The 21,842-nt window shown below is 68.1% G+C and carries 22 protein-coding genes; 7 read left to right on the top strand and 15 right to left on the bottom strand.

All coding sequences use genetic code 11. From position 1 onward, the window contains the following. Window positions 1-11: 11 nt before the first annotated feature. Window positions 12-812: a HugZ family pyridoxamine 5'-phosphate oxidase gene (locus I7X18_RS26780; protein ID WP_193045735.1), complete on the bottom strand. Its 801-nt coding sequence runs from the start codon at window positions 810-812 to the stop codon at window positions 12-14. A gap of 90 nt (window positions 813-902) precedes the next feature. Here I7X18_RS26780 and treS point away from each other — a divergent pair, with 90 nt between their 5' ends. Beyond that, on the top strand, window positions 903-2,705 hold the full coding sequence (gene treS, locus I7X18_RS26775) for a maltose alpha-D-glucosyltransferase (protein WP_193045736.1): 1,803 nt from the start codon (window positions 903-905) through the stop codon (window positions 2,703-2,705). Continuing rightward, complete coding sequence (locus tag I7X18_RS26770; protein WP_193045737.1) at window positions 2,702-4,036, top strand: maltokinase N-terminal cap-like domain-containing protein; 1,335 nt, start codon at window positions 2,702-2,704, stop codon at window positions 4,034-4,036. Before treS ends, I7X18_RS26770 begins: the two co-directional genes overlap by 4 nt. A gap of 40 nt (window positions 4,037-4,076) precedes the next feature. Here the strand turns inward: I7X18_RS26770 and I7X18_RS26765 are convergent, their stop codons facing one another. Then, complete coding sequence (locus I7X18_RS26765; RefSeq protein WP_193045738.1) at window positions 4,077-5,192, bottom strand: acyl-CoA dehydrogenase family protein; 1,116 nt, start codon at window positions 5,190-5,192, stop codon at window positions 4,077-4,079. Window positions 5,193-5,200: 8 nt separating this feature from the next. Beyond that, complete coding sequence (locus I7X18_RS26760) at window positions 5,201-6,358, bottom strand: acyl-CoA dehydrogenase family protein (protein ID WP_193045739.1); 1,158 nt, start codon at window positions 6,356-6,358, stop codon at window positions 5,201-5,203. 194 nt (window positions 6,359-6,552) lie between these two features. Between I7X18_RS26760 and I7X18_RS26755 the strand changes: the two genes are divergently transcribed. After that, window positions 6,553-6,921 (top strand): hypothetical protein, encoded by a 369-nt coding sequence (locus I7X18_RS26755; protein ID WP_193045740.1) that lies wholly within the window; start codon window positions 6,553-6,555, stop codon window positions 6,919-6,921. A 26-nt stretch (window positions 6,922-6,947) separates the two neighbouring features. Here I7X18_RS26755 and glgX read toward each other — a convergent pair whose 3' ends face one another. The 11 genes from glgX to I7X18_RS26700 form a co-directional block, all read right to left on the bottom strand. Beyond that, on the bottom strand, window positions 6,948-9,089 hold the full coding sequence (gene glgX / locus I7X18_RS26750) for a glycogen debranching protein GlgX (protein ID WP_193045741.1): 2,142 nt from the start codon (window positions 9,087-9,089) through the stop codon (window positions 6,948-6,950). A gap of 156 nt (window positions 9,090-9,245) precedes the next feature. Beyond that, window positions 9,246-9,797 (bottom strand): isochorismatase family protein, encoded by a 552-nt coding sequence (locus I7X18_RS26745; RefSeq protein ID WP_193045742.1) that lies wholly within the window; start codon window positions 9,795-9,797, stop codon window positions 9,246-9,248. Between the two features lie 27 nt (window positions 9,798-9,824). Beyond that, window positions 9,825-10,496, bottom strand: a complete 672-nt coding sequence (locus tag I7X18_RS26740; protein WP_193045743.1) for an ANTAR domain-containing protein — start codon at window positions 10,494-10,496, stop codon at window positions 9,825-9,827. 28 nt (window positions 10,497-10,524) lie between these two features. Beyond that, window positions 10,525-11,862, bottom strand: coding sequence for a hypothetical protein (locus tag I7X18_RS26735; protein WP_193045744.1), 1,338 nt, complete (start codon window positions 11,860-11,862; stop codon window positions 10,525-10,527). Then, window positions 11,859-12,293: a hypothetical protein gene (locus tag I7X18_RS26730; RefSeq protein WP_193045745.1), complete on the bottom strand. Its 435-nt coding sequence runs from the start codon at window positions 12,291-12,293 to the stop codon at window positions 11,859-11,861. The genes I7X18_RS26735 and I7X18_RS26730 overlap by 4 nt, the downstream gene beginning before the upstream one ends. Beyond that, complete coding sequence (locus tag I7X18_RS26725; RefSeq protein WP_198730581.1) at window positions 12,290-12,445, bottom strand: hypothetical protein; 156 nt, start codon at window positions 12,443-12,445, stop codon at window positions 12,290-12,292. The genes I7X18_RS26730 and I7X18_RS26725 overlap by 4 nt, the downstream gene beginning before the upstream one ends. Window positions 12,446-12,447: 2 nt before the next feature. After that, complete coding sequence (locus I7X18_RS26720; protein ID WP_193045747.1) at window positions 12,448-14,298, bottom strand: hypothetical protein; 1,851 nt, start codon at window positions 14,296-14,298, stop codon at window positions 12,448-12,450. A gap of 184 nt (window positions 14,299-14,482) precedes the next feature. Then, a complete protein-coding gene (locus tag I7X18_RS26715) occupies window positions 14,483-15,661 on the bottom strand; it encodes a zinc-dependent alcohol dehydrogenase (protein WP_193045748.1) in 1,179 nt (392 codons plus the stop codon). A 66-nt stretch (window positions 15,662-15,727) separates the two neighbouring features. After that, window positions 15,728-16,555: a DUF427 domain-containing protein gene (locus I7X18_RS26710; RefSeq protein WP_193045749.1), complete on the bottom strand. Its 828-nt coding sequence runs from the start codon at window positions 16,553-16,555 to the stop codon at window positions 15,728-15,730. A gap of 12 nt (window positions 16,556-16,567) precedes the next feature. Further along, complete coding sequence (locus I7X18_RS26705) at window positions 16,568-17,950, bottom strand: acyl-CoA dehydrogenase family protein (protein WP_193045750.1); 1,383 nt, start codon at window positions 17,948-17,950, stop codon at window positions 16,568-16,570. A 104-nt stretch (window positions 17,951-18,054) separates the two neighbouring features. Beyond that, window positions 18,055-18,303 carry a hypothetical protein gene (locus tag I7X18_RS26700; protein WP_193045751.1) on the bottom strand — a complete coding sequence of 83 codons (249 nt, stop codon included), beginning with the start codon at window positions 18,301-18,303 and terminating at the stop codon, window positions 18,055-18,057. A 307-nt stretch (window positions 18,304-18,610) separates the two neighbouring features. Between I7X18_RS26700 and I7X18_RS26695 the strand changes: the two genes are divergently transcribed. After that, window positions 18,611-18,925, top strand: coding sequence for a hypothetical protein (locus I7X18_RS26695; RefSeq protein WP_193045752.1), 315 nt, complete (start codon window positions 18,611-18,613; stop codon window positions 18,923-18,925). On the opposite strand, the gene I7X18_RS26690 is transcribed toward I7X18_RS26695, so the two are convergent. Beyond that, complete coding sequence (locus I7X18_RS26690) at window positions 18,900-19,214, bottom strand: hypothetical protein (protein WP_193045753.1); 315 nt, start codon at window positions 19,212-19,214, stop codon at window positions 18,900-18,902. The genes I7X18_RS26695 and I7X18_RS26690 overlap by 26 nt on opposite strands. Before the next feature lie 53 nt (window positions 19,215-19,267). Between I7X18_RS26690 and I7X18_RS26685 the strand changes: the two genes are divergently transcribed. The 3 genes from I7X18_RS26685 (at window position 19,268) to I7X18_RS26675 (ending at window position 21,840) form a co-directional block, all read left to right on the top strand. Then, window positions 19,268-19,765 (top strand): PPOX class F420-dependent oxidoreductase, encoded by a 498-nt coding sequence (locus I7X18_RS26685; RefSeq protein ID WP_193045754.1) that lies wholly within the window; start codon window positions 19,268-19,270, stop codon window positions 19,763-19,765. A gap of 144 nt (window positions 19,766-19,909) precedes the next feature. Continuing rightward, window positions 19,910-21,130, top strand: a complete 1,221-nt coding sequence (locus I7X18_RS26680; protein ID WP_193045755.1) for an MMP alpha-(1->4)-mannosyltransferase — start codon at window positions 19,910-19,912, stop codon at window positions 21,128-21,130. Beyond that, complete coding sequence (locus I7X18_RS26675; RefSeq protein ID WP_193045756.1) at window positions 21,124-21,840, top strand: class I SAM-dependent methyltransferase; 717 nt, start codon at window positions 21,124-21,126, stop codon at window positions 21,838-21,840. The genes I7X18_RS26680 and I7X18_RS26675 overlap by 7 nt, the downstream gene beginning before the upstream one ends. Window positions 21,841-21,842: the final 2 nt, after the last annotated feature.

Genomic DNA, 21,842 nt, shown 5'->3' with positions numbered 1-21,842 from the left:
TCGACGCCCGGTCAGCCCGACCGCGCCCGCCGCGTCAACTCCACGGCCGCAGCGCGCAGTTCCTCCGGCGAGCTGATCGGCGCGGCGTAGCTCACGCGGGTGTAGGCGATCCCGCGCTCGGTGTCGAGGCGGAGATCCAGCCCGTAGCGGTCGGCGACCGTACACGTCGCGGCGGTGGCGTCCGGGTAGCCGCCGAGCACCCGGGCCATCGCCAGCAGCGATTCGGCGTGGTCGGCGTTGAGGTGGGTGATCGCCCCCGCGGCGTGCGCGGCCACCGGATCCGGTTCGGCGGCGGTGTAGTCCGCACCGCTGCACGAGTCCATCCGCCCGTACCCGCCGACCCACCGCACCCGGTGCACGCGCAGCACCCACACGGTGAAGTCGCTGTAGTCGATGTAGTACTTCGCCGCCGAGACCGCGGCCAGGTGCGCGTCCCGCGCGGCCCCCGCCTCGTCACCGGTGGGTCGTTCCGCGACTCCGGCCAGCGTCACCCGGCCGCTGGCGAGCGGATCGGATTCGGACGCCGGCGAGACGATCGCGATGCTCGCGCGCGGATCACCGGCCAGATTGCGGCCGTGCTCGGCGAGATTCGACACGCACAGCACCGGGGCGCCGTCGAGCAGGCCGTAGGTGACGAACGATGCCCACGGATCGCCGTCGGCGGTCAACGTGGCCAGCGTGGCGGTGTTGGTGGACGCGGCGATGGTGCGGGCTTCTTCGGCGGCCGACGGACGCACCGGGTCCACGGCCGGGCGCAGTGGCGGGGGGACCGACGGCGCGTCGCCGGGGTCGCCGTGATCGCGGTTGGCCATCCCGGCACCATACCGCCGCGCCGCGCTCGCGTGGCGCGGCGGACTGCGCCACGATTCAGGGACCGCCACGATGGGTAGGACTGGAGACCGATGGACCACAGCAGCGGCTCCCACGCCCACGCCGAGCATGATCCGGCGGCGGGCAGCCACATCGAACACGGGGTGGTCGAGCATCCGACGGCCGAGGACTTCGGCCATGCGCGGATGGTCCCCGAGGACCGGACGTGGTTCAAGCGTGCGGTGTTCTACGAGGTGCTCGTACGGGCGTTCCACGATTCGGACGCCGACGGTTCCGGTGACCTGCGGGGGCTGACCGAACGGCTGGACTACCTGCAGTGGCTCGGCGTCGACTGTCTGTGGCTGCCGCCGTTCTACGACTCCCCGCTGCGCGACGGCGGCTACGACATCCGGGATTTCTACAAGGTGCTACCCGAATTCGGCACGGTCGAGGATTTCGTCACGTTGCTCGACGCGGCGCACCGGCGCGGCATCCGCGTCATCACGGACCTGGTGATGAACCACACCTCGGATTCGCACGCGTGGTTCCAGGAGTCCCGCCGCGACCCCGACGGGCCCTACGGCGACTTCTACGTCTGGAGCGACACCAGCGACCGGTACACCGACGCGCGAATCATCTTCGTCGACACCGAGGAGTCGAACTGGACCTTCGACCCGGTGCGGCGGCAGTTCTACTGGCACCGATTCTTCTCCCACCAGCCCGACCTGAACTACGACAACCCGGATGTGCAGGAAGCGATGCTCGACGTGTTGCGCTTCTGGCTCGACATCGGCATCGACGGGTTCCGGCTCGACGCCGTGCCCTACCTGTTCGAACGCGAGGGCACCAACTGCGAGAACCTGCCCGAAACCCACGCGTTCCTCAAGCACTGCCGCAAGGTGATCGACGACGAGTACCCGGGACGGGTCCTGCTCGCCGAGGCCAACCAGTGGCCCGCCGACGTGGTGGAGTACTTCGGCGACCCGGCCACCGGCGGCGACGAATGTCATATGGCCTTCCACTTCCCGCTGATGCCAAGGATTTTCATGGCGGTACGGCGCGAATCCCGGTTCCCCGTCTCCGAGATCCTCGCGCAGACACCGGAGATCCCCGATATGGCGCAGTGGGGAATCTTCCTGCGTAACCACGACGAGTTGACGCTGGAGATGGTCACCGACGAAGAGCGTGACTACATGTACGCCGAGTACGCCAAAGACCCTCGGATGAAAGCGAATGTGGGCATCCGGCGCCGGCTGGCCCCGCTGCTGGAGAACGACCGCAACCAGATCGAGTTGTTCACCGCGCTGCTGCTGTCCCTGCCGGGATCGCCGGTGCTCTACTACGGCGACGAGATCGGGATGGGCGACATCATCTGGCTGGGCGACCGCGACGGCGTCCGCACCCCGATGCAGTGGACCCCGGACCGCAACGCCGGCTTCTCGAAGGCGACCCCGGGCCGCCTCTATCTGCCGCCCAACCAGGACGCCATCTACGGCTATCAGGCGGTCAATGTCGAAGCGCAGCGGGACAGTTCGAATTCGCTGCTGAACTGGACGAAGACCATGCTGGCGGTACGCAGGCGCCACGACGCGTTCGCGATCGGAACCTTCCGCGAACTCGGCGGGTCCAACCCGTCGGTGCTGGCGTTCGTGCGTGAGATCGACGGCGGGGGCGCCAAAGACACCGTGCTGTGTGTCAACAACCTGTCCCGGTTCCCGCAGCCCATCGAACTGAACCTGCAGCAGTGGAACGGCTACACTCCGGTCGAGATGACGGGATACGTCGATTTCCCGAGTGTCGGAGCGTTGCCCTACCTGCTGACCCTTCCCGGGCACGGGTTCTACTGGTTCCAGCTTCGTGCCCCCGACCCCGAACCGGCAGGAGTGCAACCATGAATCTCCCCTTCGGCGACTGGCTACCGCAACAGCGGTGGTACGCCGGACGCAGCCGCGAATTGATCTCTGCCACACCGGATGTGGTGGCGCCGCTGCGTGACGATCTCGATCTGGTGCTGCTGACGGTGAGCTACGCCGACGGCAGATCCGAGCGCTACCAGATCCTCATCCGTTGGGACGCCGCCCCGATCGACGAGTACAACGCGGTGGCGAAGATCGGCCGCGACGCGGCACCGGGCGGGGATCGCACCGGGTACGACGCGCTCTACGACCCGGCCGCCGCGCACTTCCTGCTGACGCTGATCGACTCCGGGGCGCAGATCGGTGAGATCCACTTCGTCAAGGAACCGGATGCGACGCTGCCGGTCGAGGCGACGCCGAGGGTGTCGAGCGCCGAACAGAGCAACACCAGCGTCGTCTTCGACCAGGCTGCGATCCTCAAGGTGTTCCGGCGCATCACCCCCGGAATCAACCCCGACATCGAGTTGAACCGGGTGCTCGCCCGCGCGGGCAACCCGCACGTGGCGCGGCTGCTCGGATCGTTCGAGACCACCCTCGACGGGGAGCCCTACGCGTTGGGGATGGTCACCGAGTTCGCGGCCAACTCGGCCGAGGGCTGGGACATGGCGCTCACCAGCACCCGCGACCTGTTCGCCGAAGGCGACCTCTACGCCGACGAGGTGGGCGGCGACTTCGCGGGGGAGTCACACCGGCTGGGCGAGGCCGTCGCCTCGGTCCACGCGACACTGGCCGCCGAACTGGGCACCTCGGCCGTACCGTTCCCGCTCGACACCGTGCTGGAGCGGTTGCGGTCGGTGGCCGACGCGGTGCCCGAACTGCGGCCGCACGCACCGTTGATCGAGGAGCGCTACCGCAAACTCGCCGACCAGCAGATCACGGTGCACCGGGTGCACGGCGACCTGCACCTCGGACAGGTGCTGCGCACCACCGAGGGGTGGCTGCTGATCGACTTCGAAGGTGAACCGGGACAACCGCTCGAGGAGCGGCGCAGGCCGGATTCCCCGATGCGCGACGTCGCGGGTGTGCTGCGTTCCTACGAATACGCCGCGTATCAGCGGCTGATCGAGCGGGGTGGCGACGCCGCCCACGACAAACAGCTCGCCGCCCGGGCCCGCGAATGGGTGGATCGCAACGTCAGCTCGTTCTGCGACGGATACGCCGCCGCGTCGGGCACCGATCCGCGCGACCACGCGGAGCTGCTCGCGGCCTACGAACTCGACAAGGCCGTCTACGAGGTCGGGTACGAGGCGCGACACCGGCCGAGCTGGCTGCCGATCCCGATGAAGTCGATCACCCGGCTCGTCGGCTGAGCTTCCCCGCCACTTCTTCCGCAGAGAAGGTGCACAGAAACTAGACGGTGACGACCTCGTAGTCGCCGAGCCCAGCGATGAGCACGTGCAGCTGATCCTGCGCCGAACCCAGCGTGTGTTCGATCGCGGTCAGGCGTGCGGCGTAGTGGCCGACCGGGTACTCGGCGGTGACACCGATACCGCCGTGCAGCTGGATGGCCTCCTGCGCGATGTGCCGGCCGGAGCGGCCGATCTGCAGCTTGGCCCGCGCCGCGATGGCCGGGTCGAAGTCGCCGTCGGCCACCGACATCGCCGCGTAGTACGTCATGCTCCGCGCCAGTTCCAGCGACACGTACATATCCGCGGCCCGCTGGGTCAACGTCTGGAACTTGCTCAGCGTGACGCCGAACTGCTTGCGGCTCTTGAGGTAATCGGTCGTCAGCCGCAGCGCTTCCTCCATCGCCCCGAGCGCCTCGGCGCACAGTGCCGACTGCAGGCGCACCAGCGTCCGCGAGATCGCGTCGGAGGCGTCGCCACCGGCGCCGAGCGGCTGGGCGGCCACCCCGTCGAGGTCGATCTGCGCACCGCGGTGACCGTCGAAGGTGCGGTACGGCGTACGTGTCACGGCGGCGCCCGCCTGCAGATCAACGAGGAACAGGCCTGTCCCGCCGTCGGGCAGCGCGGCGCTGACCACGAGGAGATCGGCACATTCACCGGCGATGACGGGGTTCTTGCGCCCGGTCAACGACCATGAGTCACCTTGGCGCGCAGCGGTTGTCGAAACCTTCGCACCAGTGCCCCGCATACCGGGTTCGGTGTGGGCGAACGCGAGCAGCCGCTGACCCGCGGCGACTTCGTCGAGCACCTGCTTCTGCTCGTCGCTACCGGCCTCGGCGATCAGCGCACCGGGCCCCAGGGCTGCCGACAGCACCGGCTCGGGCGCCAGCCGGCGACCGATCTCGGTGGCGACCACCATGATCTCGAGCTGACCACCGGCGTCCTCCTCGAACCCGAGGCCCAGGATGCCGATCTCGGCCAGCTGGTTCCACACGTCGCGGCTCCAGCCGAGCTCGGAGTCCACGACCTTCAGACGGGTCTCGATGTCGTAGGTGCGGGTGAGCACCTCGCGGCTGGTGTCACGGAGCAGCACCTGCTCATCGCTGAGCTGAAAATCCATCTCCTACCTCACAATCCGAGAATGGTCGACGCGATGATGGTGCGCTGGACCTCGTTGCTGCCGCCGTAGATCGACGTCTTGCGGTAGTTGAGGTACGTCGGTGCGCTGCGCTGCGCCCACCCGGGGGAGGCGATCTCGCCCGCCTCGTAGGGCAGGGCGTCGGCGCCGGCGACCTCGACAGCCAGTTCGGTGGCGAGCTGCTGTAGCTGGCTGCCGCGCAGCTTGAGCACCGACGACGCGGGATTGGGCTTACCGCCGACGGATCCGGACGTCACCCGCATCTGGGTCAGCTCGAGGGCCAGCACGTCGTTCTCCGCCTCGGCGAGCCGGGCGGCGAACAGCGGATCGTCCAGCAGGCCCGACTCCTTGGCGCGGGCCTTGACGTCGGCCAGTTTGACCTTGGTGCGGCCCACCTGCGCGATGCCGGTGCGCTCGTTGCCGAGCAGGAACTTCGCGTAGGTCCAGCCCTGGTTCTCCTCGCCGACGAGCTGGTCGGCCGGCACCCGGACGTCTTCGAAGAAGACCTCGTTGACCTCGAAGCTGCCGTCGACCAACTTGATGGGGCGCAGCGTGATGCCGGGGGTGTTCATGTCGATGAGAAGGAACGAGATACCGGCCTGGCGTTTGGGCGCCTGCGGATCGGTCCGCACGAGGCAGAAGATCCAGTCGGCGTACTGCCCCAGCGTCGTCCAGGTCTTCTGGCCGTTGACCACGTAGGTGTCACCGTCGCGGATCGCGGTGGTGCGCAGTGACGCCAGGTCCGAACCGGCCTCCGGCTCGGAGAACCCCTGGCACCACCAGATGTCGAGGGCGGCCGTCGGCGGCAGGAACCGCTGCTTGATCTCCTGGGAGCCGAACTCCGCGATCACCGGGCCGACCATCTTGGCGTTGAACGTCAGCGGTTCCGGCACACAGGCCAGCTGCATCTCGTCGAGCCAGATCTGCATCTGGGTGGGCGTCCAGTCCTTACCGCCCCACTCGACGGGCCAGCTCGGAACGGCCAGCCCGTGGCTGTGGAGGATCTTGTGCGTGGTGACGATGTCTTCTTTGGAGACCTCGCCGCCCTGCCGGGACCGCTCGCGGATATCGGCGGGGATCTCGGTGCGGTAGAAGGTTCGAAGCTCGTCGCGGAAGGCGGCTTCCTCGTCGGTCAGCGCCAGCTGCATGGGTGACTCCCTGATCGGTGACTGAGGGTCTTCCTGCACACTAACTCACCGGTTGGTCGGGTCGGCTACCGGTCAGTAGTAATCGTGCCCCCGGTTTGCGGGACGTGCCGTATCCGCAGGTACGGCCGCTGCGGCCAGGTGTAGCGGACATCCCAGCAGGTTTAGTGCCCACCGCCGCGGGGCAACCGGCCGACATGAGCGACAACACGGACTTCGATTCCGCCAACGACGTCGGCGGCCCCGGCGACACCCTCTCACCCATGGAGTCGCTGGACGCCGACGAGGTGCGCAACGACGACGGCGACAACGTCGTCGACCCGCCCGATCACTGGATCGAGGTGGACCGCAGTGACTCGCTCGACGAGAAGCTCGCCGCCGAGGTTCCCGACCCGGCCGCCGGCGCGGTGCCCGACCCCGTCGCCGACGACGCACCGGTCGGTGATGTCGAACCGCTGCCCGAGGAGGAGATCGACAACCTCGACCCCACCCACCACGGCACCGATGCCGGTCAGGTCAGCGGAACACCCGAGGACGGTGACTCGTTCTTCACGATCGTTGAATGAGCACCGTCGTCGAGTGAGTCCCGCTCCTACGGCTCGTTGATCGCCTTCAAGACCAGCACCGACCGGTCGGCGACCTCGATCTTGGCGCCCGCAGTCACCGACTCGCGGGCGCCATCGTCGTTGGCGGTGTCGATCACCGGGAGCCACGCCCTGCCGAATTCCGCTGCGGGCATAGCGAATTCGAGCGGTTCGTGGTGGGCGTTGAAACACAGCAGGAACGAGTCGTCGGTGACCCGCTGACCCCGCACGTCCAGATCCGGGATGCCCTGACCATTGAGGTAGACCGCGATCGACTTGGCGAAACCGCTCTCCCAGTCCTCGTCGGTCATCTCGGCGCCGTCGGGGGCGAACCAGGCGATGTCGGGCAGACCGGGCGCACCGCGCTGACGCACCGGGCGGCCGGAGAAGAACCGGCGGCGGCGGAACACCGGGTGAGCGGCGCGCAGCTCGGAGACCTTCTGGGTGAACGCCATCAACTCGGTGTCGGCGGTCGACCAGTCGATCCACGTGATCTCGTTGTCCTGGCAGTATCCGTTGTTGTTACCGCCCTGCGTACGACCCAGTTCGTCGCCGTGGCAGATCATCGGAACGCCCTGGGACAGCATCAGAGTCGTCAAGAAGTTGCGCTCCTGACGGGCACGCAGCGCGTTGATCACGGGGTCGTCGGTCGGGCCCTCAACCCCGCAGTTCCACGACCGGTTGTGGCTCTCGCCGTCGTTGTTGTCCTCGCCGTTGGCGTCGTTGTGTTTGTCGTTGTAGGACACCAGATCCCGCAGCGTGAACCCGTCGTGGGCGATGACGAAGTTGATCGACGCCACCGGCCGGCGTGAGGTGTGCTCGTAGAGGTCCGACGAACCGGTCAGCCGGGACGCGAACTCGTCGAGGGTGGCCGACTCGCCGCGCCAGTAGTCGCGCACCGTGTCGCGGTACTTGCCGTTCCACTCGGTCCACTGCGGCGGGAAGTTGCCGACCTGGTAACCGCCGGGGCCGACGTCCCACGGTTCGGCGATCAGCTTGACCTGGCTGACCGTCGGATCCTGCTGCACGAGTTCGAAGAACGTCGCCAGGCGGTCGACGTCGTAGAACTCGCGGGCCAGCGTCGAGGCGAGGTCGAACCGGAAACCGTCGACGTGCATCTCGGTGACCCAGTAGCGCAGCGAGTCCATGATCAGCTGCAGAGCGTGCGGATGACCGGCGTTGAGGCTGTTGCCCGTGCCGGTGTAGTCCATGTAGTACCGCTTGTCGTCCTCGACGAGCCGGTAGTACGCCGCGTTGTCGATGCCACGCATCGACAGCGTCGGGCCCATGTGGTTGCCCTCGGCGGTGTGGTTGTAGACCACGTCGAGGATCACCTCGATACCCGCCTCGTGCAGTGCGCGGACCATCGCCTTGAATTCCTGCACCTGACCGCCGGGGGTGGCGCTCGAGGTGTACTTGGGATCCGGGGCGAAGAACCCGATGGTGTTGTAACCCCAGTAGTTCGACAACCCCTTCTCGATCAGGGTCGAGTCGTTGGCGAAGTGGTGCACCGGCATCAACTCGATGGCATTGATCCCCATGGCCTTGAGGTGGTCGATGATCACCGGGTGCGCGACGGCGGAGTAGGTGCCGCGGATCTGCTCGGGGATGTCGGGATGGGTCTGCGTCAGCCCCTTGACGTGCGCCTCGTAGATCACGGTGTCGGCGTACTCGTGGTGGGGTGGGCGGTCCACGCCCCAGTCGAAGAACGGGTTGATCACCACCGACTTCGGCATGTTGGCGGCCGAATCGTCGTCGTTGCGACTGTCGGGATCGCCGAAGTTGTAGCTGAACAGCGGCTGGCCCCACTCGAAGGTGCCGTCGATGGCCTTCGCGTACGGGTCGAGCAGCAGCTTGTTGGGGTTGCAGCGCTGGCCGTTGGCCGGGTCGTACGGGCCGTGCACGCGGTAGCCGTAGCGCTGGCCGGGCTCGATGTTGGGGATGAAGCCGTGCCAGACGAACCCGTCGACCTCCGGCAGCGTCACCCGGGTCTCGTTGCCGTCCGCATCGAACAGGCACAGCTCCACGCGGTCGGCGGCCTCGCTGAACAACGCGAAGTTGGTGCCGAAGCCGTCATACGTCGCCCCGAGTGGATAGGCCTTGCCCGGCCAGGTCTCGGAGGGGACGTTCGGGGTGGGGGCTGCGGCCAAAGTGCACACTCCTGAGGTTCGGGTTCTGACGGGGGCGACGATACGGGCGAACGGTAGTGCGGGCAGCACGACCTGAGCCCCTACCGGGGCTCACGACCCATACCCACTTTCACGACGTCTCAACGGCGTGCCCCGTCACACTGATCGAAACGGTGGTCAGACGATGTCCACCCCGGCGGCGCGTAGCGCCTGCACCGCCTCGGCCGTCGAGTCCTCGGCGACGCCCGCGGTGAGGTCGAGCAGCACGCGGGTGGTGAAACCGGCCGCCGCGGCGTCGGCGGCCGTGGCCCGCACACAGTAGTCGGTGGCGATCCCGACGACGTCGACCTCGTCGACGCCGTGCGTACGCAGCCAGTCACCCAGCGGCGTGCCCGACGCATCGCTGCCCTCGAAGCCGCTGTAGGCCGCCGAGTACTCGCCCTTGGTGAACACCGCCTCGACCGGTGACCGGTCCAGGTCGGGATGGAACTCGGCGCCGTCGGTCCCGACGACACAGTGGCGGGGCCACGACTGCCGGTAGTCCGGGGTGTCGGAGAAGTGGCCGCCCGGGTCGATGTGGAAGTCCTTGGTCGCCACCACGTGGGCGTACCCGGGGTCTGAAGCGAGCAGGCCGCTGATGCCGCGGGCGACGGCGGCCCCGCCGCTCACAGCCAGCGAGCCGCCTTCACAGAAGTCGTTCTGGACATCGACGACGATGAGCGCGCGCATAGCGTCACCGTAGCGCCGCGGCGTCCGTCATACACCCGCGGCGCGGACCCGGTGGTGCACCGTGAGCAGCAGGTGGTCGAACACCGAGCGCGGCGGCAGCGTGTCCTCGTAGTAGAGCGAGGTGAAATCGTCGAGCAGCCGTTCGGCGAAGGTGCGCAGCTTCACGCCGGCTTCGGCGGCACGCCATTTGAGCAGCTCGAAGGCCGCGACCGCGTCGACGCGGTAGACCAGCATGAGCATTCCCCTGGCGCGTTCGATCGAGGCTCGGTGCTCGACCATCGCCGCCGCGGTGGCGGCCGCCATCTCCCGGGTGGACTCCTCGGTGCGGGTCTGTGTCACGTCGACGTAGAACCCCTGCGTGCCGGTGATGTCGCCGGTGTCGTCGAACATGCGGTCCGCGATCACGACGACATCATGGATGCGCTTGTGGGTGTCGATGATCCGGTGGCGGGTGCTGAAGGTGCGCCGGGTGCGCCGGATGTCGTCGAGGGTCGCCGCGACCGACACGTAGTCGTCGGGGTGTTTGTGTGCGAGCACCAGTTCGGTGGTGGGGGTGACGGCACCTGGCTGGTACCCGTGCATCAGATGCACCTGATCAGACCACTCCCAGCGCTCGTCGGCGAAGTGGTAGCGAAACCATCCGACGTTCTGGGGCGACCCACCAGCCAGTGCCCGCTCCAGTGATTCTTCTGGGGGCACCCCGCCACACTAACCCTGCGGTGTGAGCTCAGCCACCGAATAACAGATACAACCCCATGAACGTGTAGCCGACCATCACCAGCATCATCGCGAGCTGTCCGGTGATCTGGTGCGCCGACGGCAGCAACCGCAGCGCCCGGTCGTGCGCGGCGACCACGCCGGCCATGTGGCCCGCCACCACGAACGCCACCTTGAGCGTGGCGAGCACCGATGGGTGCAGCGACAGCAGATAACTGACCTCGGCGTCGCCGAGCCCGAACAGATTCCAGCCCCGCTGCAGCGGGTCGGCCAGCAGGATGACCGTCTGCTGACCGCGTTCGATGAGGTACGAAAGGTAGTGGGCGAACACGTAACCGATCACGATGGGGATCAGTGAGTGCGCCATCAGGCCGGGCAGTTCGCGGCGCCGCGCCCGGTCCACCCCGCCCGTCGCCATCGCGGCCGCGCTGAACGTTCCGGCCACGATCAGCGCGAACACCGCGAGACCCGCTGTCTTGAGCAGGGTCGCGGTGACCGGGCCGTCGGCGGTCGAGTCGACGAAGTTGCGCCACACCGGCATCGCCGAGAAGCTGTCGAAGGCCGTCGACCCCAGCAGCACCGACAACACCGCGACGGTGCCCGGCCGCACCGGAAGCGTCGGCAGGTGATCGAACGGGTTGCCGATCGCGATGCGTCCGGTGTGGCGCTGCCGGCGGAACATCGACAGCCGCGAGGCGACCACGCTGTACACCTCGAACGGGTCCGCGCGCGCACACCACCGCTCGCCGAACCACAGGGCGCCGGCGAACGTCACGGCCAGATAGACGAGCAGCCAGGTGCGGATGGCGGCGACGGACCCCGGATCGGGACTGGCCAGTTCCAGCCACACGAACGCGAACAGCCCGAACGCCGCGGGCCAGTAGCCGAGGCGGACCGGGTACGGGGGCCGGTCCTTGCGGCGGTTCAACCGCAGCACCCGGTAGAGCGCGCGCACCGGGGAGATCGCCCGCCAGACCGGTCCGATCGCCCACGACAGGGCGACGAGGCCGACCCAGATGAGGACGTAGAACACCCCGGGCAGCGGGTTCTCGGCGTTCTGCGGACCGAAGAACGCGGCCATCGCGACCCACAGCGTGAACACCAGCCCGGTGAGCGCGACGGCCCAGCGCGTGGCGGGGGCGTCGACCACCGAGGTCACCCACAGGGGCAGCGCGCGCCCAGGCCGGTCCTCGTCGAACCTGGGCTTGCGCCACGCGAGTGCCACGACCGCGAACGTCGCGGTCAGCGCCCAGGCGGCGCCGAGCAGGGCATACGTGTAGGGGATCGGCAGATCGGTCGAGCCGCCGAGACCGTGTGCCAGGACCGTCACGTGCGCCCCGGAGGTCACGGCTGGACTTGCACGCCGGCGATCACGAGGTGGAGGTTGTGGAGCTCGATCTCGACATTGCCGGGCACGTCCACGGTGAACTGGAACTGCTGTCCGGGTTTGGGTTCGACGGCGAAGGTGTGCTCCGGCACCGAGTGCACGTGCAGTTCGTCGGCGACGTCACTGTTGACGCGCAACACGATCGGCTGGCCGACCTTGCCCTGCAACCGCGCGTTGGTGGGAGTGACCGTGCCGCCCTCGATGCTGATGTCGATGGTCAGCCGGTCGGTGGGCCGCTGCTGATCGGTCATCTCCGACGGGTTGATCGTCGACGCGGACGGACCCGGACTCGAGGCATCCCCGCTGTCCTGCGAGCCGCCACAGGCAGCGACCAGCAGCGCCGCCGCGGTCATGATGAGGACTGATCCGGAGCGTCGTGCGGTGCGGGTCACAGGTTCCCTTCTCCGTCGGGTGTTCCGCCGTCCTTGCGGCGGTTCTTCGCGGCAATGTAGACGACGACCCCGGCGACCACGATGGCCGGCGCGAACGCCGGCAACGCGATCCAGATCGGATGGTCGGCCAGGAGACGGACGTCGGGCGGCACCGTCATGACTGTGCGGAAGGCTGCAGCTCCGCCTCGCTGCCGCTGGGCTCGCTGTTGTTGATGCGGCCACCGCCCCAGGTGATCCCGGCGACCATTGCCAGCGTGCAGGCCAGCACCACCAGGCAGCCGATGAGCCACAACGACTGCGAGATGTCCGGGCTGCGCTCACGCTGCAGGATGGTGATCTCGGAGACGAACGGGCGGGTGAACTGCGGTTCGGCAGGCACCTCCTGCGCCCCGATGCCCGGGTCGCCGGCGAGATAGATCGGCATGGCCGTGAAGGTCTTGCCGTCGTGCACCCGCAGCATCGTCTTCCAGGTGCCGGAGACCGGCATCGGCTGAGTCGACACGTAATGACCGGAGCCGACCTTCTCGAGGTGGTCGACGAACTGGCCACGCTCGTTGGGCAGACCACCCTGCCAGCCCAGCACGGACACCCAGTTCGGATCGTCGCTCACCACGTCCGGCGGGTTGAAGCGGATGTCGGCGGTCACGTAGCGCTGACCGTTCACCGACGGGGCTTCGGTCAAGGTCACTGCCGCCGTGGCGGTCTCGGGCACCTTGTACTGCAGTCCGTTGGCGGTGGCCGCACCGATCGCGACGACCGTCAGCGCCACGAGTCCGGCGCTGATCGCGCGCCGTGGCAGGCGTTGACCGGTGAGCACCATGCCGACCATCGCGCCGCAGGCGCCGGTCAGGACCGCCACCGGCAGGGTCATCGCGAGTGCCTCCGGCCAGAGGCTGGTCGGCCACGGGTAGGGGTAGACCGCGTTGATCCAGAGCGATTCCAGCCACAGGCCCACGGTCCCGATCCCCAGTCCGGCGACCAGTCCGTAGAGCACAGGTCGTTTGAGGAGCGGGGTCAACGCCAGGAGTTCGACGACGACCGCGGCCCCCAGGTAGAGCGGGAACCAGTTGACCGGCGCGTCGAGAACCGGCGTGACGGTGATCGCGACGAGTCCACGCAACCCGAGCGCGAGGAGCGCCGCGATGAGCGCACCGCCACGGCCCATGAAGATGCGGGCGCCCACAAGCGCGAGTGCCGCGGCCGCGGCGATCAGCATGGGCTGGAAGACCTGGCGGAACTGCGGGACACCGAAGTCGAATTCGATCTGGTAGACCGACGCACCGATCAGGACGCCGGCGAAGGCGAGGTACTGGACGAATTTCAGCCCGATACCGTCCGGCGCTGCGTCGACGGGCCGGTCTTTGCGGCCTTCGTGTTCCAGGTACAGCGCGGAGAGCGTGGAGAAGCCGGCGCCACCGATCATCATCAGGTGGGTGGGCCCCCAGAGGGTGACGTCCTGGCCGAAGATGCGGTGCCAGACGTCGTCGAGCGGGAAGCCCATCAGCGCGTAGAGGCCGCAGCCGGCCATGACGATGCCGCCGACGGGCGCATGCCAGTGGTCGGTGATGCGCACCGCGGCCGGCCCCGGCCGGTCGAAGGGCAGCACGATTGCCGTGCAGCCCGCCACGAAGATGCCGAAGAGGCCGATGAGGATGAAGTAGTGGGCGGGGTTCGCCAGCGCCCCGTCGTCACGACCGTTACCGATGTGCAGGCTGACGTCCCAGATGAAGCCGAACAGCGCGCAGATGATCGAGGTGATGAACATCGCGATCGGCAGCGCCACCCATGGTGGCCGCTTGAACCGGCGCCCCGACCAGTCGGCCAACTTCGTCAGCCAGCTGATCTTGTGGTTTCGGTGCAGGTAGCCGATCCACAGCAGCACCGCCGTGACCACGGCGGCGGCGGCGGACAGCCCGATGATCTCGCTGAGGGCGGCGCCGCCGCCCTCGTCACCCTGCGCGAGAACCGATACGCCGGAAACCTCGTCGAAGAACTCCACTGTCATCTCCCGGGTTTGGACGAACCGAACTTACCGATCGGTAATGTTGCCAGACTCCCCAAGGTGAAACCAGGGGTACCGGGTACTTTTTTGCGCGGATGCACATTTCGCCGCGCGGCATGCCCGTTCCACGCCTGATTCACGCCGGTCAGGTACCCCACGGCGCCGCTGTCCAATCACACCCACACCGCTACGGGGTGAGCACCACCTTGACCATTCCGTCCTGCTTCTTCTGGAAGGTTTCGTACGCGCCGGGGGCTGCGCTGAGCGGCAATCGGTGCGTGGCGAAGGTCTCGACGCCGAGGGGATCGTCGGCGGTCAGGAGCGGCAGGATGTCGGGCACCCAGCGTTTGACGTTGGCCTGCCCCATCCGCAGCGTGACCTGCTTGTCGAACAGCGTCATCATGTTGATCGGATCGGCGGCGCCGCCGTACACCCCCGACAGCGAGATGGTCCCGCCGCGGCGGACCAGCGAGATCGCAGAGTTCAGCGCGGCGAGCCGGTCCACGCCTGCGTGCTTCATGACCACCCGGCCCACGCTCGACGGCAGGAAGCTGCTGGCGGTGTGGGCGGCCTCGGCGACCGGTGAACCGTGCGCCTCCATCCCGACGGCGTCGATGACCGAGTCGGCGCCACGGCCCTGGGTGAGGTCGGCGATGACGGCGTCGAGATCCTGGGTGCGCAGGTCGATCACCTCGGCGCAGTGCGGGCGCGCCCGGTCGAGGCGTTCGTCGACGAGATCGACGCCGATGACCCGGCAGTTGTTGCGGTGGGCGGCGATCCGGCACGCCATCGCGCCGATCGGTCCCAGCCCGAGCACCACCAGCGTGCCGCCGTCCGGAACCTGGGCGTATTCGACGCCCTGCCAGGCGGTGGGCAGCACGTCGGAGAGGTAGACGTAGCGCTCGTCGGGTCCGTCGTCGGGGACCTTGATGTGGGTGTACTGGGCCTGCGGCACCCGCAGGTACTCGGCCTGCCCGCCGGCCACCTCGCCGTAGAGCGTGGAGTAGCCGAACAGCGCCGCGCCGGTGCCCTGGTCGCGGTTCTGGGTGGTCTCGCATTGGCTCTGCAGACCGTGATCGCACATGAAGCACGTGCCGCAGGAGATGTTGAACGGGATCACCACGCGATCGCCGACCTTCAGATCGCCGGTCTGGGCGCCGACCTCCTCCACCACCCCCATGGCCTCGTGGCCGATGATGTCGCCGGGATTCATGAACGCCGTGAGCACTTCGTACAGGTGAAGGTCCGACCCGCAGATGTTGGTGCTGGTGACCCGGATGATCGCGTCCGTCGGCTCGGTGATCACCGGATCGGGCACGGTGTCCACGGAGACCTTCCGACGTCCCTGCCAGGTGACTGCGCGCATGCATCCTCCTCGATACCGGTGTCCGATGAGCGTGCCCACACCGCTGCGGGTCAAACTCGCGCCGGGTCAACCGCCGGATTCGCTCCACTGCGTGACGGGCCGCTCACCTTTCGTGCCGTCGACGATCACGTCGACGCGCTCGTCGAAGAAGCAGACGTGGTCGCGCACCGGTGCACCGTCGTGCAGGGGTTCGCGGTAGGTCCACGCGATGTCGCGCGGCCCGCCGGGGACGGAGTAGTACGTGGCGCGGCCCTTGTATGCGCAGTAGGAGACGGTGTCGCTGGGCGTGAGCTCCCCGACATCCTCGGGCGGCAGGTAGCAGCGCATCGGCAGATTCGTCTCGAACAGCAGCAGTGGCCTCGACGACTCCGCGAGCAACCGGCCCTCGTACTCGACGCGCACGTGGCGGGTACTGCGCAGGACGTCGATGCGGTGGAACGGGTCGCGCGGGTGGCTGACCACCGGTTCGGATTCCTCGCGCCATCCGAACACCGCGAAGTCGAGAACCACGTAGTCGGCGAAGTCGGGATCGGCCGGACGGAACGCCGCGGCGGCGCCGGTCTCCTCTCCGGCCACCACGTCGAAGGCGGTGCCCTCACACGAGTGGGCGGTGAACGGGACGGTCGGGTCGAGCGTGCGGCGGGTGCGATCCACCGACGCCGGGGCGTGCTCCTGGGAGCCGGACTCCGCGCCGGCCGGGGCGAGTTGGGCGCGCAGCGCATCGAACGGGACCGCGTAGGCGGGCACGATGCGGCGGGGTTCCCACACGAGCCGCGCCCGGTCGGTGTCGGCGACCGGCTCACCGGCGAGCGTGACCCGGATCCGTTTCGCCGTCGGCTCGTAGCGCAGAGCGTCGAATGCGGCGTCCATCACGCCGCTCATCTGCTGGGCCATCCGGCCTCCCGATCACTTACGCGGCGGTTTGAGCACTTTCATCGCCACCCGCATGACGGACTCGGGCACCCGGTCCTTGGCGGACAGCGCCCGGTCGGCGGCGCGGCCGCGCAGCGGGGTGCCCCGGCCGAAGTACCGGTTGAGCGGTCCGCCGGTGGGTTCGAGGTCGACGTGCAGCGGCGGGGCGCCGTCCGCGGCGCCCAGGGCGCGCGAGATGACCATGCGCTGGATCTCGCTGGTGCCCTCGAAGATCGTGTAGAGCTTCGCGTCGCGATACCACTTCTCGACCGGGTGGTCGGTGATGTAGCCCCACCCGCCGAGTGTCTGAATCGCCCGCTCGGTCGCCTTGACCGCGACCTCGCTGGCCGCGAGCTTCGACATCGACCCCTCGCCGCGGTCGAACGGCACCCCGGTGGCGGCCATCCACGAGGCGCGCCAGGTCAGCAGGCGGGCGGCGTCGATCTGGGTGGCGATGTCGGCGATGGGGAACGAGATGCCCTGGTTGTCGATGATCGGCGCGCCGAACGCCTCGCGGCGGTTGGCGTATTCGGTCATGTATTCCAGTGCGGCCCTTGCTATTCCGAGTGCCTGGGCGGCGACCATGGGCCGGGTTTGCTCGAAGGTGCCCAGCGCGGCCGAACCGGACTTGCGGGCGCCCTCTACCGCCTCGCGGGCTTTGGCGAGTTTGTGTTCGAGCTTCTCGTCGCCGCCGAGGAGGTGGTCACCCGGGATGCGGACGCCGTTGAACCTCAGCTCGGCGGTGTGCGAGGCGCGGCAGCCCATCTTGTCGAGCTTGCGCACCAGTTCCAGACCCGGGGTGCCACCGGGGACGATGAACAGCGCCTGGCCTTTGTGGCCCAGTTCCTGGTCGACGACGGCGTTGACGACGTGGACGTTGGCGATGCCGCCGTTGCCGATCCACATCTTGTGGCCGTCGATCACCCAGTCGTCACCGTCCCGGCGGGCGGTGGTGCGCAGGTTGCGGACATCGCTGCCGCCCTCGGGTTCGGAGATTGCCAGCGCGGCGAGTTTGAGGTCACCGGGGGTGCCGAAGCACTCGGGTGCCCACTGGAGCATCTGTTCGGGTGAGGCGGCCTGTCCGATCGCCGAGAGGGCGAGCGCGGGCATGACGATCGCCAGCCCGATGCCTGCGCAGCCCCAGAACATCTCCTCCATGAACATCGGCAGCGAGAGCCCGGTCGGGTCGCCGATCAGGTCGCGGTAGAACAGCGGGCTGTAGAACCCCCGCTGCGCCGCTTCCTCGAGAACGGGCCATGGGAACTCCTGACGCTGGTCGTACTCCAACGCCACCGGGCGGATGCACTGCTCGGCGAACTCGTGGGTGCGTCGCGCGAGGTCGTGCTGCGCGATCGTCGGGGTGAGGTCGAAGCTCATCGAGCGTTCGGATAACCGCTGATGCGCGGCCCGAAACCACGGATCGGCCCTCCGAACGCGAGCGAGGGGCACCCGATGTGGGTGCCCCTCGCGGTGGTCGGGCGTCAGCGGACGGTGACGTAGACGACGCGGTCGTCGTTGTCGTAGCGGACCGAGACGATGCTGGACTGGTCGAGCGGCTTGACCATGCCCTGGTGGTTGACCCGCACGGCGTAGCCGCGGTCATCCAGCGAGCTGATCGCGTCCTGGGCGTTTCCGGGCCCGGCCGGCGCGGCCTGGGCGGGGGCGGCGAACGCGAGGAACCCGGTGGCCAGTCCGCTGGCGACGATGGTGGCGAATCCGAACTTGTTCATGTCCTACTTCTTTCTGTCCCTCTGGTGTGTGTGCGAGCCGTGGCCCCTGGTGTGGATTCGTCGCGGTTCGAACGTTTTCTGCTGACTGGACCGGATGTTCTCCGTTCCCGTCTGAACTGGTAAACCTGCAGGTCAACGATTTAATTCCGGTGGCGGTAATTGGTTGACGGTTGGCAGAATCTTTCGGTTGAGCCGGATAAGGCAGCTTCGTCTGGTGGATATTTCGTGATCTGAGCCGGCAACCATGGGGCCGCCCAGCGTGGAGGCCGGCGCCGCCGAACCGGGACTTCGAACGTATGATCGAACAGTGGGCGAGTTGCAGTCGATCGGCTATAACGGGCAGCCGGTGCCGCCGGCATTCCGTCGCGTCGACCCGCCTGCCGCGGTGCTGGTCGACCTCGGGGTGCTCTTTCCCCGGGAGCCGCACCGTCACGGCGGCTACAACCCGGCGGGACTGCAGATGCACGCCGTCGTCGAAGGGCGCCTGACCTGCTGGGGCATGTGTGAACAGGGCTACTGGTGGGGCCTGGTCACCTACGACATCGCCTACGGCGCCCGGCGGAAAGCGGTCACCCACTGGGTGCCCGCGTGGGTGCTCAAGCGGCAGACGGATCCCCGCTGACCGCCTCGGCGATGCGGCGCCGCGCGTCACCGGGGGATATGCGCAGGCGCTGGGCGAGCACCTCGTCCCACGTCCGCGCGCCGAACTGCGACGGGGTGCCCGTGGCGACGAGCCGCCCGGTCATCCGGCGTTCCACGTCCTGCACCTGCTCCCTGAGCCGGCCCAGCCGGACCAGCGCCGCCTGGGTGTCGGTGCGGCTCATCCCGGTCACCGGCAGTGCGGTGAGGCGGGCGGACAACGTCTCGACGGCATCCATCGCATCCATGATCTGCTCTCGTGTCGAACTCATGTTCGACAAGCTAGCGCGGGGGTCCGACATTGATCGTCGTTACTGTGGCGTGCATGTCTCCGAAATACGCGACCGCGGACAGTGTCGGACGCGCCGAGTTGCTCGACTTCGTACGGCCCCGGCACAAGATGGTGCTCACCACCTACCGCGCCGACGGATCGGTGCAGAGTTCTCCGGTGACCGGCGGGGTGGACGACGAGGGCCGGATCGTGATCGCCAGCTATCCCCAGCGCGCGAAGGCGGCCCACATCCGCAGGGCCGGGCGGGCGAGCGTGACGGTGCTCTCCGACGACTTCAACGGACCCTACGTACAGGTCGACGGTGAGGCGGAGGTGGTGGATCTGCCCGAGGCGGTCGACGCACTGGTCGACTACTACCGGGCGATCGCCGGTGAACACCCGGACTGGGCCGAGTACCGGCAGGCCATGGCCGACCAGGGCAAGTGTCTGTTGCGCCTCGTCCCGACGCGGTGGGGGCCGGTGGCCACCGGCGGCTTCCCACCTCCGCGGGCGGGGCAGTCCGCTGGGCAAGACACCACCACGTCGCTGTGATAGTCAGGCACAAGCGGACGCGTTGCGTCGCGTAGCACGTCAAACTATAGTCTGGACACATGTCCAGAAGGTTCGGAGTCTCTGCGTGACACGATTCGACCGGTCCAGCGCGGCCCGGCCCACCGGCCTCGGACTCATCTGACCATGCGCATCGCGTTGTTGTCGTACCGCAGCAAAACGCACTGCGGAGGCCAGGGTGTCTACGTCCGGCATCTCGCCCGCGGACTCGCCGATCTCGGTCACGACGTCGAGGTGTTCTCAGGCCAGCCCTACCCCGAGGGGCTCGATCCGCGGGTCCGCCTGACCAAGGTGCCCAGCCTCGACCTCTACCGCGAACCCGATCCGTTCCGGGTGCCGCGGCCCAGTGAGATCCGCGACCGGATCGACCTGCTCGAGCTACTGACGACGTGGACCGCCGGATTCCCCGAGCCCAAGACCTTCACCATGCGGGTCGCGCGGCTCCTGGCCGAGCGGCTCGGTGACTTCGACGTCGTCCACGACAATCAGAGCCTGGGCACCGGGCTGCTGGAGATCGCGGGCCTGGGGCTGCCCGTGGTGGCCACCGTCCACCATCCGATCACCCGGGACAAGGTCGTCGACGTGGCGGCCGCCTCCTGGTGGCGCAAACCCCTGGTGCGCCGCTGGTACGGCTTCGCCGAGATGCAGAAGCAGGTCGCGCGCCAGATCCCCGAACTGCTCACCGTCTCCTCCTCGTCGGCCACCGACATCGCCGACGACTTCGGGGTCTCACCCGAGCAACTGCACGTGGTGCCGCTGGGCGTGGACACCGAACTGTTCCGGCCCGCCGACCACCGGGTGAGCGGCCGGATCATCGCGATCGCCAGCGCCGACGTCCCGCTCAAGGGCATCAGCCACCTGCTGCACGCCGTCGCCCGCTTGCGGGTCGAGCGCAATCTCGACGTCCAGCTGGTCTCCAAGCTGGAGCCCAACGGGCCGACGGAGAAGCTGATCGCCGAACTCGGGATCTCCGACATCGTGCACAGTTCCAGCGGCCTGTCCGACGAGGAACTCGCCGCGCTGCTCGCCTCGGCCGAGGTCGCCTGCATTCCTTCGCTCTACGAGGGCTTCTCACTACCGGCGGTGGAGGCGATGGCCAGCGGAACACCGATCGTGGCCAGCCGGGCCGGCGCTCTGCCCGAGGTGGTGGGCGCCGACGGCGAATGTGCCCGCCTGGTCCGGCCCGGCGATGTCGACGAACTCACCGGTGCGCTCGGCGAACTGCTCGACTCACCCGCGCAGCGCCATCGCCTCGGCGCCGCGGGCCGTCGCAGAGCGCTCGACGTTTTCAGCTGGGAATCCGTTGCCGCACAGACTGTTTCGGTGTACAAGAGGGCCATATGCTGACCGTTGACTTCGACCGTCTGGGAATCGGGCCGGGTTCGAAGGTGATCGACGTCGGCTGCGGTGCGGGCCGGCACACCTTCGAGGCCTACCGGCGCGGAGCCGACGTGGTTGGCTTCGACCAGAACGCGCAGGACCTCAACGACGTCGACGAGATCCTGCAGGCGATGAAGGCCCAGGGTGAGGTGCCGGCGTCGGCGAAAGCCGAAGTGGTCAAGGGTGATGCGCTCGCCCTGCCGTATGCCGACGGCACCTTCGACTTCGTGATCGCCTCGGAGATCCTCGAACACGTGCCCCAGGACGAGCAGGCCATCGCCGAATTGGTGCGGGTACTCAAACCCGGTGGCGCGCTGGCCATCACGGTCCCGCGCTGGCTGCCGGAGCGGATCTGCTGGTTGTTGTCCGACGAGTACCACGCCAACGAGGGCGGCCACATCCGGATCTACAAGGCCGACGAACTGCGCGACAAGGTGACCGCACACGGGCTCAGGCTCATCCACACCGCCCACGCCCACGCCCTGCACTCGCCGTTCTGGTGGCTCAAATGCGCGGTGGGCACGTCGAAGAACGACCACCCCGCCGTCGCGGCGTACCACAAGCTGCTGGTCTGGGACATGATGTCGGCGCCCTGGCTCACCCGGCGCGGGGAGGAACTGCTCAATCCCCTGATCGGGAAGAGCGTCGCGCTCTACTTCGAGAAGCCGGCGCGGTAGCG

It is taken from the genome of Mycolicibacterium baixiangningiae (assembly GCF_016313185.1).
In the GTDB taxonomy this organism is placed as follows: domain Bacteria; phylum Actinomycetota; class Actinomycetes; order Mycobacteriales; family Mycobacteriaceae; genus Mycobacterium; species Mycobacterium baixiangningiae.
Note: the sequence above shows the minus strand (reverse complement) of the source record. Positions and strands in the feature narration are given on the sequence as shown.